Origin of the sequence: Marinomonas sp. NPDC078689 (assembly GCF_044542435.1) — a bacterium.
Classification (GTDB): Bacteria; Pseudomonadota; Gammaproteobacteria; order Pseudomonadales; family Marinomonadaceae; genus Marinomonas; species Marinomonas arenicola.
Window position 1 is genome coordinate 46,858 of record NZ_JBITUJ010000007.1, and the last position, 14,286, is coordinate 61,143.

A 14,286-nucleotide genomic window follows, 5' to 3' on the forward strand; every position below is an offset into this window, starting at 1 on the left:
GCAGTTATAGAATTTGGCGCGTCTTGGCGCCCTTAGGATGAAGTAATTTATGCAAGACGATCAGAACAAAACCACCCACTTTGGCTTTAAAGAAATCCCTACTGATGAAAAAGTACAGGCCGTTGCCAATGTGTTTCACTCGGTAGCCGCAAAATACGACATTATGAATGACCTAATGTCAGGTGGTGTACATCGTCTGTGGAAGCGCCACACCATCAGTCAATCGGGTGTCCGAGCAGGCAACAAAGTCCTTGATATTGCTGGTGGCACCGGTGATTTAACATTGAAATTTTCTCGTTTAGTCGGCAGCGAAGGACAAGTCATTCTCGCTGATATCAATGACTCCATGTTAAAAGTGGGTCGCGATAAGCTGGCCAATCACGGCGTTGTTGGCAATGTGAAATTCGTGCAAGCCAATGCCGAAGCGCTGCCTTTCCCCGATGACACCTTCGACTGCATCACCATTGCTTTTGGACTACGTAACGTCACAGACAAATCCAAAGCCTTGGCATCCATGTACCGAGTGCTTAAACCGGGTGGCCGCTTATTAGTGTTGGAATTCTCCAAACCAGAATCTGAGGCCCTGTCCCAGATCTACGATCATTATTCATTCCGTCTTTTGCCTTTCATGGGCAAGGTGATTGCCAATGATGCAGAAAGCTATCGCTACTTGGCTGAATCGATCCGCATGCACCCTGATCAAGAAACCCTAAAAGGCATGATGGATGACGTTGGTTTTGAACGCACCAGCTACCAAAACATGACTGGCAGCATTGTAGCCCTACATAAAGGATTTAAATTCTAATATGTTAAGAAGCGTCTTTCGTTTAACGCGTATCATTTTTACCGTGCTACGCTTCCGCCTTGATGCACTCATTCCCTTTGATAAGCTGCCTTGGTACTTGCGTTACACCGTCGGTATGCTGTGTCAAATAGGCAGACAAAGAGTGATCAAGAATCGAGGCGAACGCCTTCGCTTAGCCCTTGAATCCCTCGGCCCCATCTTCGTTAAGTTCGGACAGATTCTATCGACTCGCCGCGACCTCCTTGACGATGACATAGCCGATGAGCTGGCCAAGCTGCAAGACAAGGTACCTGCCTTCTCCGGTAGCACTGCGCAAGCGATTATCGAACGCGATCTTAAAGCCCCGGTTAGCGAACTCTTTGCCGAGTTTTCTGCCACGCCATTGGCGTCAGCCTCCATTGCCCAAGTCCATACCGCGACCCTGCATTCAGGGGAAGAGGTGGTGGTAAAGGTTATTCGCCCCAACATCGAGAAAACCATCCGCCAAGACATTGGCTTGCTGTATACCTTGGCTCACTTTGTTGCCAAAAGCAGCTCAGACGGTCGCCGCTTAAGACCCGTCGAAGTGGTGACCGATTACGAATACACCATTTTAGACGAGCTAGACCTTGCCAAAGAAGCCGCTAATACTGGGCTATTGCAACGTAACTTTACCGATTCTGAATTGCTTTACGTACCGCAAGTGTATTGGGACTACTGCCAAAAAAATGTCATGGTGATGGAACGCATTTCAGGCATTCCTGTCGCTGACATTAAGGCGTTAAACGCCGCTGGCACAGACATGAAGTGCCTTGCAGAACGCGGTGTAGAGATCTTCTTCACCCAGGTTTTCTCGCACAGTTTCTTTCACGCAGACATGCACCCAGGAAATATTTTTGTGGATGTATCAAACCCACAAAAACCCAAGTACATTGCGATTGATTGCGCCATCATGGGCAGCCTAGATGACGCAGACAAAAACTATTTGGCGCGTAATTTGTTGGCATTTTTCCAACGCGATTATCGCCTTGTTGCCGAGTTGCACGTAGAAAGCGGCTGGGTACCAAAAGAAACCCCAGTTCATGCTTTTGAATCCGCCATTCGCAGCGTTTGCGAACCCATGTTTGCCAAACCACTCAAAGACATTTCTTTCGGTCAGGTACTCATAGGCTTATTCCAAACCGCGCGCCGCTTTAATATGGAAGTACAACCGCAACTGGTACTGCTTGAAAAAACACTGCTTAATATCGAAGGGTTGGGGCGTCAATTGTACCCAGACTTGGATTTATGGGTCACAGCAAAACCTTTCCTAGAACGCTGGATGCACCAACAAATGGGGCCAAAACGCTTACTAGAAGAGGTGCGAAAACAAGCACCGGAATGGGCAGGACAAATGCCTAAAATTCCTAATTTGATTTTCTCGGCACTAACGCAAATATCCCACCAAGAAGAGCGCATGCAAACACAAACCGCGGCCATTCTTGAACTAAGCAAAGAGGTGAAAAAGACTCGCCGTGGCCTGCCGTTCAGGCTTTTAGGCCTTGTCAGTCTTGGCGCTGCTTGGCTAACAATCAGTCCAGATTCGTTAAAACACCTTCAAAGTGCCGACATTTTGAGCATTTCGCTCTTTTTGATTGGTTTATACTTATTGATATTAAAACCGTAACATTCGTGAGATTATAATGAAAATTGATGTATTAGCTGAACTTGCTGCCACTTTAGAAGAACGTAAAACAGCGGCGGCAGATTCCTCTTATGTTGCCAGCTTGCACGCTAAAGGGTTAAATAAAATACTCGAAAAAGTAGGCGAAGAAAGCACCGAAACCATTATCGCAGCAAAAGACGCCCTGATCTCTCAAGACAAATCTGAGGTAATTAGCGAAACGGCGGATTTATGGTTTCATACATTGGTCATGCTATCCCACCTTGATTTAGGTCCGGATGACGTTTTAAATGAATTAGCACGCCGTTTCGACTTATCTGGTTTAGAAGAGAAAGCGAATCGCACCAAATAGGAGTATGTAAACATGTTAGGTGGTATCAGTATTTGGCAATTACTTATTGTGTTGGCCATTTTAATTCTTATCTTTGGCACCAAAAAACTCAAAAACCTCGGCGGTGATTTAGGTGGTGCGGTTAAAGGTTTTAAAGAAGCCGTTAACAAAGAAGATGACGCCGAAGGCGAATCAAAGACAGCACAAAACAAAGTCATTGATTCAGAAACTAAAAAAGACGACAAGAGCGCTTAACCTGTGTTCGATATTGGCTTCTCAGAACTATTAGTTGTTTTCGTGGTGGCCTTGATTATTCTTGGCCCAGAACGCCTTCCTACCGCAGCCAAAACGGCGGGTCTCTGGATTCGTAAAATTCGGCGCTCCATTAGCTCAGTACAGCGCGAAATTAACGCCCAGCTGGACCAAGAAGAACTGCAACAAAACATCGCTCAAACGAATCAGCGCATCATGAAAGAAGGCAACGACATTCAAAATAGAATCACGCCTTTGCCAGAATCTGCGCCGGTCGACAAGCCAGACGAACCCATTCAAGAAGCCGATCTAGTCACACCCAATGAAACGGTTTTAGAGGTTAGCGACAAAAACGACGCCGCCATCCAGCCTGTGACTCCTACCGGAGACAGCACTGAAAAAACCACCAAGTCAGACACCAATACTACTGAAACATCTCGTTCTTAATTTACTGGCAGATTGTTAACTATGAGTACTGATTCTTCTTCCCAAGCGCCACTTGTTGCCCATTTAATAGAACTCAGAAATCGATTATTAAAATCTGTGGTCGTGGTTTTAGTGATTTTTATTGGTCTCTATTTTTACGCTAACGACCTGTATATGATCGTCTCTGAGCCTTTAAGATTGCTACTGCCCAAAGGCAGCTCCTTGATAGCAACCGAAGTCGCCTCACCCTTTTTAGCGCCGTTGAAGTTGACCTTTGCCATCTCCGTATTGCTGTCGATTCCTTATACCCTGTATCAAGCTTGGTCTTTTATTGCCCCTGCTTTGTATAAAAACGAAAAGCAAATTGCCATCCCGCTGCTCATTTCCAGCATAGTGTTATTTTATGGCGGCGTACTGTTTGCTTACTATGTTGTGCTGCCACTGATTTTTGGCTTTTTCACCACAGTAGGACCAGGTGACGTTACCGTCATGACGGACATCAACAACTACCTAAACTTTGTTCTTAAGCTATTTTTCGCCTTCGGTGTGACTTTTGAAATTCCAGTGGCCACCTATTTATTGGTCAAAGCTGGCGTGACGACTGTGGCAACACTTTCTAAAAAACGCCCTTATGTGTTTCTCGGTTGCTTTGTCGTGGGCATGTTAATTACGCCTCCTGATATTTTCTCACAGACGCTGCTCGCCATCCCTATGTGGATGCTTTTTGAGTTGGGTCTGCTGGCAGGGAGAACGGTAAAAAGAGAAGAAGAGGACGCTGAAGAGGTCTCAGAGGCAAGTTAATACCGACTGAGAAGAGAATACTATTGTTAATAAAGCGGCGAGTTTTCCACAGCCGCTTTTTTTATGCTTCGCTGCTTGCCACATACAGGGCCTAATCCAGCATAAAGGTAACAGGGCCATCGTTTGTGAAGGACACCTTCATGTCAGCACCGAAGCGGCCTGTCTCAACGCGATCGTACTGTGATCGCACTTTATCCACAAAATCATTAAATAAGCGCTCACCCTCAGCGGGAACCGCCGCTGTGGAAAAGCCAGGACGAAGACCTTTCTTGGTGTCAGCCGCCAGAGTAAATTGCGACACCAATAAAATACCGCCTCCCGCTTGCTGCACATTCAAATTCATCTTTCCATCTTGATCAGAAAACATACGGTATTTTAGCAATTTATCCGCTAGACGCTGCACATCCTGCTCTGTGTCGCCTTTTTCGATCCCCACCAAAACAAGCTGCCCATGATCAATCGCACCAATCACCTCACCGCTCACCATGACGCTAGCATTCAACGCTCGCTGCACTAAAACTTTCACTCTGCACTCCTTTTCATCGGCTATGTTCGCTTTGCTTAAGTATCACCAAACCCCAGATAAAACAAAAGCGCCCGAAGGCGCTTATGTCGCTCATAGAGCCACTTGCGTGACCCCATTTGCTGCTGCTCTTTTTAAACGACTCGAGTGAGTCGCTCATTAAAGAATGGCGATGTCTTACTTACGAGCGTTACGTTTACGTTCGTTTTCAGTTAGGAATTTCTTACGAACACGAATGCTTTCTGGTGTTACTTCTACCAATTCGTCGTCTTCGATGAACTCAAGCGCTTGTTCTAGCGTTTGGCGAATCGGTGGCGTAAGAGTCAAAGCTTCATCCGTACCAGAAGCACGTACGTTAGTCAGCTGCTTACCTTTAACAGGGTTAACAGACAAATCGTTATCACGTGAGTGAATACCGATAACTTGACCTTCGTAAACTTCAACCGCATGGCCTAGGAACATACGACCACGGCTTTGCAAGTTAAACAAAGAGTAAGCGGCTGTTTTACCAGTCAACATACTGATCAATACACCGTTTTTACGGCTTTGAACTTCGCCGTCTTTCACTGGACCGTAGTGATCAAACACACTCGTCAAGATACCAGAACCAGACGTCAATGTTAGGAACAAGCCACGGAAACCGATCAAACCACGTGATGGCATCATGAACTCAAGGCGTGTACGGCCCTTGCCATCTGGTTCCATGTTTGTTAGTTCGCCTTTACGTAGGCCAACTTCTTCCATGATAGCGCCCTGATGTTGGTCTTCAACATCGATTACTACCATTTCAAATGGTTCAGATTTAACACCGTCAATTTCTTTGATAACAACTTCAGGACGGGATACACCCATTTCGAAGCCTTCACGACGCATTGTTTCGATCAATACAGACAAGTGAAGCTCACCACGACCAGATACAATGAATTTATCCGGCGTGTCGCCTTGCTTAACACGCAATGCAACGTTGTGGATCAACTCTTGGTCTAGACGATCTTTGATGTTACGAGTGGTGATGTATTTACCTTCTTTACCAGCAAACGGAGAGTCGTTTACCATGAAAGTCATGCTTACTGTTGGCTCATCTACAGACAATGCTGGAAGCGCTTCAACACAAGTAGGATCACACAAAGTATCAGAAATACTTAGACCATCGATACCATTGATACATACGATATCACCAGCAGAGGCTTTGTCTGTATCAACACGAGATAGACCATGGTAGCCCTTCACGTTTAGTACTTTACCTTTACGCTCTTTACCATCCGCTGATTTTACAACCACTTGTTGGTTAGGAGACAAGCTACCGCGTGTGATACGGCCTACACCGATAACACCAACATAGCTGTCGTAATCCAATGCAGAAACCTGCATTTGGAAAGTACCTTCTGGATCAACATCAGGAACAGGAACGCTTTCTACGATCATTTCGTACAGTGGCGTCATGTCGTCTGCCAAGTTATCTGGATCAGTACCAGCTTGACCGTTGATTGCAGAAGCGTAGATAACAGGGAAGTCTAATTGTTCTTCCGTTGCACCAAGGTTATCAAACAGATCAAAAACTTGATCCATAACCCAATCAGGACGAGCGCCAGGACGGTCAACTTTGTTGATAACAACAATAGGACGCAAACCTTGCTCAAATGCTTTAGAGGTTACGAAACGTGTTTGCGGCATTGGGCCGTCAACAGCATCAACCAATAGACATACGCAATCGACCATAGATAGTACACGTTCCACTTCACCACCGAAGTCGGCGTGTCCAGGTGTGTCTACGATGTTGATGCGGTAATCATTCCACTTGATAGACGTGTTTTTCGCCAAAATGGTGATACCACGTTCTTTTTCTTGATCGTTGGAATCCATGATGCGTTCGGAACCTTCATCTTTACGATCAAGAGTACCTGATTGGCTCAAAAGTTTATCAACTAGGGTAGTTTTACCATGGTCAACGTGCGCAATGATGGCAATATTGCGTAACTTACTAATATCATTAGACATTTTAATTCTCTGCATTAAGCGTAGGCAAAAAGATATATCGCTGCTTGGCTCGAGCAGCTATGCTCTACAAGCGCGTTGGATCTCAGTACGGGGTAAAATTCGCGCAATTGTACCCTTATATTCGTTAAGATCCCATTAAACTAACTAAAAAAGTCAACAAATAATCTTCGAAGGGTATTTGACCAGCGCAAAAACATGGCCAAATTCTATTTACGCCCAGAATTCACTAGGCAATAAACAGACCACTTTGTTCGTCATTTTCTACGGCAAGTAAATCCCAACGTTGGAATGTCCTTTGCCTAATAAGTAGGAAGCATGGATTCGGCTCATTACGCCCTTACCACAATACAACAGATGCATGACATCAGGTTCTAGGTCGTTCCACTGAGAATCCAGTGCGAAAAACGGAATGACTCTAACCGGTCGACCACTGACTTTCAAAGGACGCTTCATCGCTTCATCTGGGTGACGAATATCGATGATGACTTCATCACCAACAGGCATGCGCACTTCTGGCACTTCCCCTTGATATTGCTTATCCACGTCGTCCATTACATTCTGGATCGACATCACGCGCATTTCCTCTACCGCTTTTTCTAGCACAGCAAAGTCAAATTTCGCTTCTTCACGCTCTATACGATGCATTTTTGCTCGCGTTGTCGGTTTTACCGAAATCACCCCACAAAACTCTGGCATGCTGGCCGCAAAAGGCGCGGTACCAATGTCGATGGCTTTATCAATGATTTCTTGCTTGTTGGTGGTGATTAAAGGGCGCAACACCAATTCGTCGGTGACTTGATCAATCACTTTTAAGTTAATCAAGGTTTGGCTGGAAACCTGCGCAACACTTTCCCCTGTTACCAAGGCTTTGGCGTTTACGCCTTCCATGACTTGTGTTGCGGCACGCAGCATCATACGTTTGAGGATAACGCCCATTTCAGCGTTATCGACCTTAGTGAGGATTTCACCCACTACCTCTTCAAACGGTACAGTGACAAATTTTACGTTCAAGCCAGAGCCGTATTTTTCCCAAAGGAAACTCGACACCTGCTTAACGCCAATTTCGTGGGCATCGCCCCCTAGATTGAAGAAACAAAAATGCGTTTTTAAGCCGCGACTCATGGTCAGATAAGAACTGACCGTGGAATCGTAACCGCCAGACATTAATGACAGCACAGAATCTTGAGAGCCAATCGGGTAACCGCCCAAGCCTTCTACGCGTTTCTCAATCATCCATACACGGTTGTCACGAATATCGATGGGCACTAATACATCAGGGTCTTTTAGACGCACGCTGTGAGCACCGGATTTTGCTTTTAGGCAACCACCAATATAACGCTCTGCTTCAACAGAACTAAAATCATGCTGCTTACCAACACGTTTAACGCGCACCGCAAACACCGCATCCTTTAGAACATCGCCATAGGAGACCAAGGCTTCATCGATAATACCGTCAAGATCCACCAGAGGAAATTCACGCACAAACTGAAAATGCGCAATACCGGCTATATTAGAGAGCGCGTCAATAAAGTCGTCACGAAGATCATCACGCTCAGACAACACCTCGATGAAATCCCAATTGCCTGCAACCACCACATCAGCATCGTGCTTTTTTAGCACTAGCTTTATGTTCTGACGAAGTTGTTTGATGAATGACTTTCGTACAGGACGACTTTTGATGGTGATTTCAGCGAAAAACTTAACAATAAATTTCATAGAGAATGCGTTGCATGCCAGGTAATTAAAAACGGGGCACATTATAAAGAAAAGCCAAAGCGGACGAAAACAATATATTCGCACCAATATGACGCAAAAAAGATTAAATCGCACCAAATAGGCACAAAACTTTTTATATTGACCTCTATTGGGGCTATGTAGGTGCGCGCTCATAGGGCGATATTTTTCTATCTTGCTGTTATATAAGGATTTAATTGAACGCCCAAACTTCTGGCACAGCTTGTGCTTAGTAATCTAGCAATAGCGCTTCACCTTGAAGCAATTTTAAATACTATGTCGGAAGAAATTTCGTTTTAATTATTTGGAGAACCAACTATGTCAAACAAGACCCTTGCTTTGATTGCAGAGCACGACGCGAAGTGGGTTGACCTTCGTTTTACCGATTTCAAAGGTAAAGAGCAGCATGTGTCTATTCCAGCTTCAACTGTAGACGAAGAGTTTTTTGAAAATGGTCAAATGTTTGACGGTTCTTCCATTGCTGGCTGGAAAGGCATCAATGAATCCGACATGATCATGATGCCTCAAGATGACACAGTAATTGTTGACCCTTTCACTGAAGAGCCTACTTTGATTGTTCGTTGTAACATCATCGAGCCTTCTACTATGCAAGGTTACGATCGCGACCCTCGCTCTGTTGCACTTCGCGCTGAAGAGTTCCTAAAAGCAACAGGCCTTGGCGACACAGCATTCTTCGGTCCTGAGCCTGAATTCTTCATCTTTGATGATGTTCGCTGGAAAACAGACATGTCTGGTTCAACAGTAGAAATCAACTCTGAAGAAGCAGCTTGGTCTTCTAACAAGAAGATTGAAGGCGGCAACATGGGTCACCGTCCTTTCGTAAAAGGCGGCTACTTCCCAGTACCACCAGTTGACTCTCACCATGACCTACGTGGCGCAATGTGTGGCGCAATGGAATCCATGGGACTAGAAATCGAAGTTCATCACCACGAAGTAGCGACGGCTGGTCAAAACGAAATCGGTGTGAAATTCAACACTCTCGTTAAGAAAGCCGATGAAGTTCAAATCCTTAAGTACTGTGTCCATAACGTGGCACACGCTTACGGCAAAACAGCGACTTTCATGCCGAAACCAATCGTTGGTGACAACGGTTCTGGTATGCATGTTCACCAATCTTTCTGGAAAGACGGCGAAAACCAATTCGCTGGTGATCAGTACGCTGGTCTATCTGATATGGCGCTTTACTACATTGGCGGTATCATCAAGCACGCTAAAGCATTGAATGCGTTCACTAACGCTTCAACTAACTCTTACAAGCGTCTTGTTCCAGGCTTCGAAGCACCAGTTATGCTAGCTTACTCAGCACGTAACCGTTCTGCTTCTATCCGTATCCCATACGTTGCAAGTCCTAAAGGCAAGCGTATTGAAGCGCGTTTCCCTGATCCAACCGCTAACCCATACCTAGCATTCTCAGCAATGTTGATGGCGGGTATCGACGGTATCAAAAACAAGATTCACCCTGGCGATGCAGCAGACAAAGATTTGTACGACCTACCAGCTGAAGAAGCGCTAGCCATCCCTCAAGTAGCTAGCAGCCTAGAAGAAGCGCTTTCTTGCCTAAACGAAGATCGCGAATTCTTGACTCAAGGCGGCGTATTCTCTGATGAGATGATCGATGCTTACATTGAACTTAAATCTGGTGATGCACAACGTGTTGCAATGACAACTACACCACTTGAGTTCGAACTTTACTACAGCTTGTAATAGTAAAAGTCACACATGACTAACGAAAAGCCCCGATTCTATTTGGGGCTTTTTTTTGCCCTCTAAAAAAACACACGTTTATAGTTGCACCAATATGAAGCACAATATCTTTCCAAACCCTGAAAATACTCAATTAAATCAATCTTATTAAGAACTCATTGTTGGTTCGTATTTTGCAGTCAATAAGAGTCACTAAAGAGGCACGACTGTGTATAGCTTATTAATAGATCGTTTATCAACGGCTGTGGTGCAAGTAAACCGCGAGCTAATTATTGAATACTTAAATCCTGCTGCCGAAATGCTGCTCGAAGTGAGCCGTAAACGCATTTACGGCCAAGACTTGGGCGCGGTATTCCGAGAGGATGAAGACAGCGTCACGTCTTTGTATTCTGCCATTGAATCTGGGCACCCCTTTACCAAGCGGGAAGCGGAAGTAGAAATGGCGAATGAGAAAAAGCTATTTTGCGATTACACAGTAACGCCTGTCATGGGCGCCATTAATACCACAGACAGCTTGCTTATCGAGCTTTACCCTAGAGATCGTATGAAACGAATTTCTCTAGAAGACGAACTCATTGCCAACCACCAAACCAGTAAAGAATTGGTGCGCAACCTAGCCCATGAAATTAAAAACCCACTTGGTGGCATCCGTGGCGCGGCACAACTGATCAGCCGAGCTTTCACGGATGAAGCGCTAAAAGATTACACCCAAGTGATTATTGAAGAATCGGATCGCCTTCGCGATCTAGTCGACCGCTTATTAGGACCTCGCCAGTTACCTAAAACCAAAGAACTCAATATTCACCGAGTTATTGAGCGAGTAAAGCAGCTTATTCAAGTGGAGTCAGACGGGCAAATTGAGATCATCCGGGATTATGACCCAAGTATTCCAGACATTATCGGAGACGAATCTCAACTTATTCAAGCCTTGTTGAACGTGTCCCGTAATGCAATGCAGGCCTTATTAGAGCAAGAAGACAATCACCAGAAACAAATTCGCTTAGTCACCCGCGCATTACGACAATTCACCATTGGCGCAAAACGCCATCGTTTGGTGTGCAAAATCAGCATTATTGATAATGGCCCTGGCATTCCTGAGCCCTTATTAAAAACCCTATTTTACCCAATGGTTAGTGGCCGAGCCGATGGCACTGGGCTTGGACTTTCGATTTCACAATCCGTGATCCATCAGCACAACGGAATTATCGAGTGCCATAGCCAACCACAAAACACAGAATTTAATATATTAATGCCCATTGAGACGATCGTCCCAGGCAAGGAGAAAAACACATGACACCACAAGAAACAGTATGGATTGTAGACGATGACAGATCGATTCGTTGGGTACTGGAAAAAACCCTAGAACAAGAGGGCATCCAGTGTCGCTTATTCGAATCCGCTGAAACCCTGGTGGACATTATTGATCATGAGCAACCCAGTGCGATCATCAGTGATATTCGTATGCCGGGCATGGATGGCTTAACTCTGCTCAACAAGCTGCAAAACGACCATCCTCATTTGCCAGTTATTATCATGACGGCGCATTCTGACCTAGAAAGTGCGGTGGCCTCTTATCAAGGCGGCGCGTTTGAATACTTACCAAAGCCGTTTGATGTCGAAGAAGCCGTCAGCTTGGTAAAACGCGCTATTTTGCACCACAGAAACTCCATGCCAAGCCTCGACGAGCCAGTCGAAGAAATAGAAACACAAGTGGACAAGGACATCATTGGTGAAGCGCCAGCGATGCAAGAGGTATTCCGTGCCATCGGTCGTCTTGCCAATTCCAATATTACTGTACTGATTAATGGTGAGTCCGGTACGGGTAAAGAGCTTGTCGCTCAAGCTCTGCATACCCACAGCCCAAGAGCGGCTAACCCTTTCATCGCTCTGAACATGGCGGCGATTCCCCATGACTTAATCGAATCCGAATTATTCGGCCATGAGAAAGGCGCTTTTACTGGCGCCAACACACAACGCCGCGGACGATTCGAGCAAGCCAATGGTGGCACACTGTTTCTAGATGAAATAGGCGATATGCCAGCGGAAACACAAACTCGACTACTGCGTGTATTAGCCGACGGTGAGTTCTATCGTGTGGGGGGTCATACACCAGTAAAAGTCGATGTGCGTATTATCGCGGCGACTCACCAAAACCTTGAAGGCTTGGTGCTAAAAGGCTCATTCCGTGAAGATTTATTTCACCGCCTAAACGTGATCCGTATTCATTTGCCAAAATTAGCAGAGCGACGCGAAGATATTCCTAAGCTGGCACGACACTTTTTAAGCCGTGCTGCCGAAGAACTGGCGGTAGAACCCAAACTGCTGACCAAAGAAACCGAAAACTACCTCACCCGACTGGAGTGGCCTGGTAACGTGCGCCAGCTCGAAAACACCTGTCGCTGGTTGATTGTTATGGCATCGGGACGTGAAGTCCTAGTAGAAGATTTACCGCCAGAGTTACTCTCAGCAACGCCGAGCGAGCAGCCTTTTGGCTCTTGGGAAGAAGCGCTGAAAAACTGGGTAGACAGCGCTTTAGCCAGTGGCCAAAAAGGCATTTTAGAACAAGCGGTGCCAAAGTTTGAACGCATTATGATTGAAACGGCATTAGCCCATACTGCAGGGCGCCGTCGCGACGCCTCTTTATTATTGGGCTGGGGACGCAATACGCTGACCCGAAAAATAAAAGAACTCGGCATAGATAATACCGAACAAGAAGAAGATTAACGCTTCTACTAAAAGATGATTGCAGGAAAATGAAGGCGGATAATTAATTACCGGCTTCCTGCGTCATCTCAATTTTCTTCTGCTTTACCCTTGCTTTTAAACATAACAATCCCATACTACTTAACTAAGTATTATACAAACACTAAATAGGACCTTGTTATGCATCCAACGCTTGAATCTATGGGCATCACCAGTACAGAAAATATCGAAAAATTTACCCTTCGATATGAAAATGGACAAGATGTTTTAAAAGTATATTATCGTCGTGAAAAAGGCTCTCTACTGCCAAAAAGTAAAAAGTTTAAATTCGGCCGATCAACCAAAACCGTATTAGCCGATGGCGGACAACAAACTTACCGCCAAGTACAAGAACCTTCTTTAATTGTGGTTCGTGCGTTAGAAGAACTTGAGCAGATTGTCGGTAAACAACATGAAATCAAAGTTTCTAAAGATGATCTAATTGTTGAGTTAGAACATCTAGAAAAAGTCATGGAAAGTAAAATTGCTGACATCAAAGAAAAAATCAAAGCGCTAAAATAAGCGATTGATGCTCTTTCAAGTCATCTAGTTGGACTCTGGGCTGATTAATTTTTGTTAATCGGCCTTCCCTTCTAGCTCCTCATAAGAAATACCCTTAAAATTCCCTCTGACAATTTTCCTCTTCCTGTCTGAGTGATCTTCCATGAAACTGATACATTCCCCTGAACTACTCGCCGACATCATGCGTCAAGGCGGTGTTGTTGCCTACCCAACGGAAGCCGTTTGGGGTTTAGGTTGTGATCCATTCAACGAATCTGCAGTCAAAAAGATTCTGTCTCTGAAATCACGCGCCATGGAAAAAGGCCTAATTTTGGTTGCGAGCAACGCCTCACATCTTCTTCCTTGGACAAAAACACTGAGCGCAGAATCGGCAACACGACTCACCAGTCGCACGCTTATACCGACTTCTTGGGTAGTTCCAGACACTCACATCGCACCAGAATGGGTCCGTGGACAACACGCCAGCGTGGCCATTCGTCTGTCGCAACATGCGCCAGTTCAGGCATTATGCGATGCCTTCGACGGTGTTCTTGTCTCCACTTCGGCAAACCCAGCTGGGCTCGAACCTGCCATGTCGAAAGAAGAAGTCATGGCTTACTTTGGCGATGGGGTTGATGCGATTTACGATGCTCCTCTTGGAGAAAGCCTGCAGCCTTCGCAAGTGAAAGACTTAATAAGCGACACCTTATTTCGCGCTTAATGCCCTGTTAACACAGTGCTCAACAGCAATAAAAATGGCGAACCCTAATCCATAGAGTTCGCCATTTTTTATTTCTAAGTCAGTA

The 14,286-nt window shown here is 45.4% G+C and carries 14 protein-coding genes; 11 read left to right on the forward strand and 3 right to left on the reverse strand.

Annotated elements, in window-relative coordinates; all coding sequences use genetic code 11:
• The first annotated feature begins 49 nt into the window (after positions 1–49).
• Genes ubiE through tatC form a run of 6 tightly spaced genes read left to right on the forward strand, consistent with a single transcriptional unit; the run spans position 50 to position 4,257 of the window.
• Positions 50–805, forward strand: coding sequence for a bifunctional demethylmenaquinone methyltransferase/2-methoxy-6-polyprenyl-1,4-benzoquinol methylase UbiE (ubiE, locus tag ACIGBN_RS12155; protein ID WP_396665723.1), 756 nt, complete (start codon positions 50–52; stop codon positions 803–805).
• A gap of 1 nt (position 806) precedes the next feature.
• On the forward strand, positions 807–2,450 hold the full coding sequence (gene ubiB / locus ACIGBN_RS12160; protein ID WP_133002565.1) for a ubiquinone biosynthesis regulatory protein kinase UbiB: 1,644 nt from the start codon (positions 807–809) through the stop codon (positions 2,448–2,450).
• Between the two features lie 16 nt (positions 2,451–2,466).
• A complete protein-coding gene (locus tag ACIGBN_RS12165) occupies positions 2,467–2,799 on the forward strand; it encodes a phosphoribosyl-ATP diphosphatase (RefSeq protein WP_133002564.1) in 333 nt (110 codons plus the stop codon).
• Between the two features lie 12 nt (positions 2,800–2,811).
• Positions 2,812–3,033, forward strand: a complete 222-nt coding sequence (gene tatA / locus ACIGBN_RS12170; protein ID WP_133002563.1) for a Sec-independent protein translocase subunit TatA — start codon at positions 2,812–2,814, stop codon at positions 3,031–3,033.
• Between the two features lie 3 nt (positions 3,034–3,036).
• Complete coding sequence (gene tatB, locus ACIGBN_RS12175; protein ID WP_133002562.1) at positions 3,037–3,477, forward strand: Sec-independent protein translocase protein TatB; 441 nt, start codon at positions 3,037–3,039, stop codon at positions 3,475–3,477.
• Between the two features lie 21 nt (positions 3,478–3,498).
• The gene (gene tatC / locus ACIGBN_RS12180) at positions 3,499–4,257 is read left to right on the forward strand and encodes a twin-arginine translocase subunit TatC (RefSeq protein WP_133002561.1); all 759 of its coding nucleotides are present in this window, start codon (positions 3,499–3,501) and stop codon (positions 4,255–4,257) included.
• Between the two features lie 91 nt (positions 4,258–4,348).
• Here tatC and dtd read toward each other — a convergent pair whose 3' ends face one another.
• The 3 genes from dtd to thiI form a co-directional block, all read right to left on the reverse strand.
• Positions 4,349–4,783 carry a D-aminoacyl-tRNA deacylase gene (dtd, locus tag ACIGBN_RS12185; protein ID WP_133002560.1) on the reverse strand — a complete coding sequence of 145 codons (435 nt, stop codon included), beginning with the start codon at positions 4,781–4,783 and terminating at the stop codon, positions 4,349–4,351.
• Between the two features lie 174 nt (positions 4,784–4,957).
• Complete coding sequence (gene typA / locus ACIGBN_RS12190; RefSeq protein WP_133002559.1) at positions 4,958–6,778, reverse strand: translational GTPase TypA; 1,821 nt, start codon at positions 6,776–6,778, stop codon at positions 4,958–4,960.
• A 261-nt stretch (positions 6,779–7,039) separates the two neighbouring features.
• Positions 7,040–8,494, reverse strand: coding sequence for a tRNA uracil 4-sulfurtransferase ThiI (gene thiI, locus ACIGBN_RS12195; protein WP_133002558.1), 1,455 nt, complete (start codon positions 8,492–8,494; stop codon positions 7,040–7,042).
• 336 nt (positions 8,495–8,830) lie between these two features.
• On the opposite strand from thiI, the gene glnA reads away from it, so the two are divergent.
• From glnA to ACIGBN_RS12220, 5 genes are all read left to right on the forward strand, one after another.
• Positions 8,831–10,237, forward strand: a complete 1,407-nt coding sequence (gene glnA / locus ACIGBN_RS12200; RefSeq protein ID WP_133002557.1) for a glutamate--ammonia ligase — start codon at positions 8,831–8,833, stop codon at positions 10,235–10,237.
• A 208-nt stretch (positions 10,238–10,445) separates the two neighbouring features.
• Positions 10,446–11,531 carry a nitrogen regulation protein NR(II) gene (gene glnL, locus ACIGBN_RS12205; RefSeq protein WP_396665729.1) on the forward strand — a complete coding sequence of 362 codons (1,086 nt, stop codon included), beginning with the start codon at positions 10,446–10,448 and terminating at the stop codon, positions 11,529–11,531.
• Positions 11,528–12,961 carry a nitrogen regulation protein NR(I) gene (gene ntrC / locus ACIGBN_RS12210; protein WP_133002555.1) on the forward strand — a complete coding sequence of 478 codons (1,434 nt, stop codon included), beginning with the start codon at positions 11,528–11,530 and terminating at the stop codon, positions 12,959–12,961. Before glnL ends, ntrC begins: the two co-directional genes overlap by 4 nt.
• A gap of 159 nt (positions 12,962–13,120) precedes the next feature.
• Complete coding sequence (locus tag ACIGBN_RS12215) at positions 13,121–13,501, forward strand: DUF3461 family protein (protein ID WP_133002554.1); 381 nt, start codon at positions 13,121–13,123, stop codon at positions 13,499–13,501.
• A gap of 142 nt (positions 13,502–13,643) precedes the next feature.
• Entirely contained in the window at positions 13,644–14,201 is a 558-nt protein-coding gene (locus tag ACIGBN_RS12220) for an L-threonylcarbamoyladenylate synthase (RefSeq protein WP_133002553.1), read from the forward strand.
• Positions 14,202–14,286 lie beyond the last annotated feature (85 nt).

Coding starts and splice junctions, on each gene's coding strand:
- ubiE (WP_396665723.1), top strand. CDS start 50: ATGCAAGACGATCAGAACAAAACCACCCACTTTGGCTTTAAAGAAATC.
- ubiB (WP_133002565.1), top strand. CDS start 807: ATGTTAAGAAGCGTCTTTCGTTTAACGCGTATCATTTTTACCGTGCTA.
- ACIGBN_RS12165 (WP_133002564.1), top strand. CDS start 2,467: ATGAAAATTGATGTATTAGCTGAACTTGCTGCCACTTTAGAAGAACGT.
- tatA (WP_133002563.1), top strand. CDS start 2,812: ATGTTAGGTGGTATCAGTATTTGGCAATTACTTATTGTGTTGGCCATT.
- tatC (WP_133002561.1), top strand. CDS start 3,499: ATGAGTACTGATTCTTCTTCCCAAGCGCCACTTGTTGCCCATTTAATA.
- typA (WP_133002559.1), bottom strand. CDS start 6,778: ATGTCTAATGATATTAGTAAGTTACGCAATATTGCCATCATTGCGCAC.
- thiI (WP_133002558.1), bottom strand. CDS start 8,494: ATGAAATTTATTGTTAAGTTTTTCGCTGAAATCACCATCAAAAGTCGT.
- glnA (WP_133002557.1), top strand. CDS start 8,831: ATGTCAAACAAGACCCTTGCTTTGATTGCAGAGCACGACGCGAAGTGG.
- ntrC (WP_133002555.1), top strand. CDS start 11,528: ATGACACCACAAGAAACAGTATGGATTGTAGACGATGACAGATCGATT.
- ACIGBN_RS12215 (WP_133002554.1), top strand. CDS start 13,121: ATGCATCCAACGCTTGAATCTATGGGCATCACCAGTACAGAAAATATC.
- ACIGBN_RS12220 (WP_133002553.1), top strand. CDS start 13,644: ATGAAACTGATACATTCCCCTGAACTACTCGCCGACATCATGCGTCAA.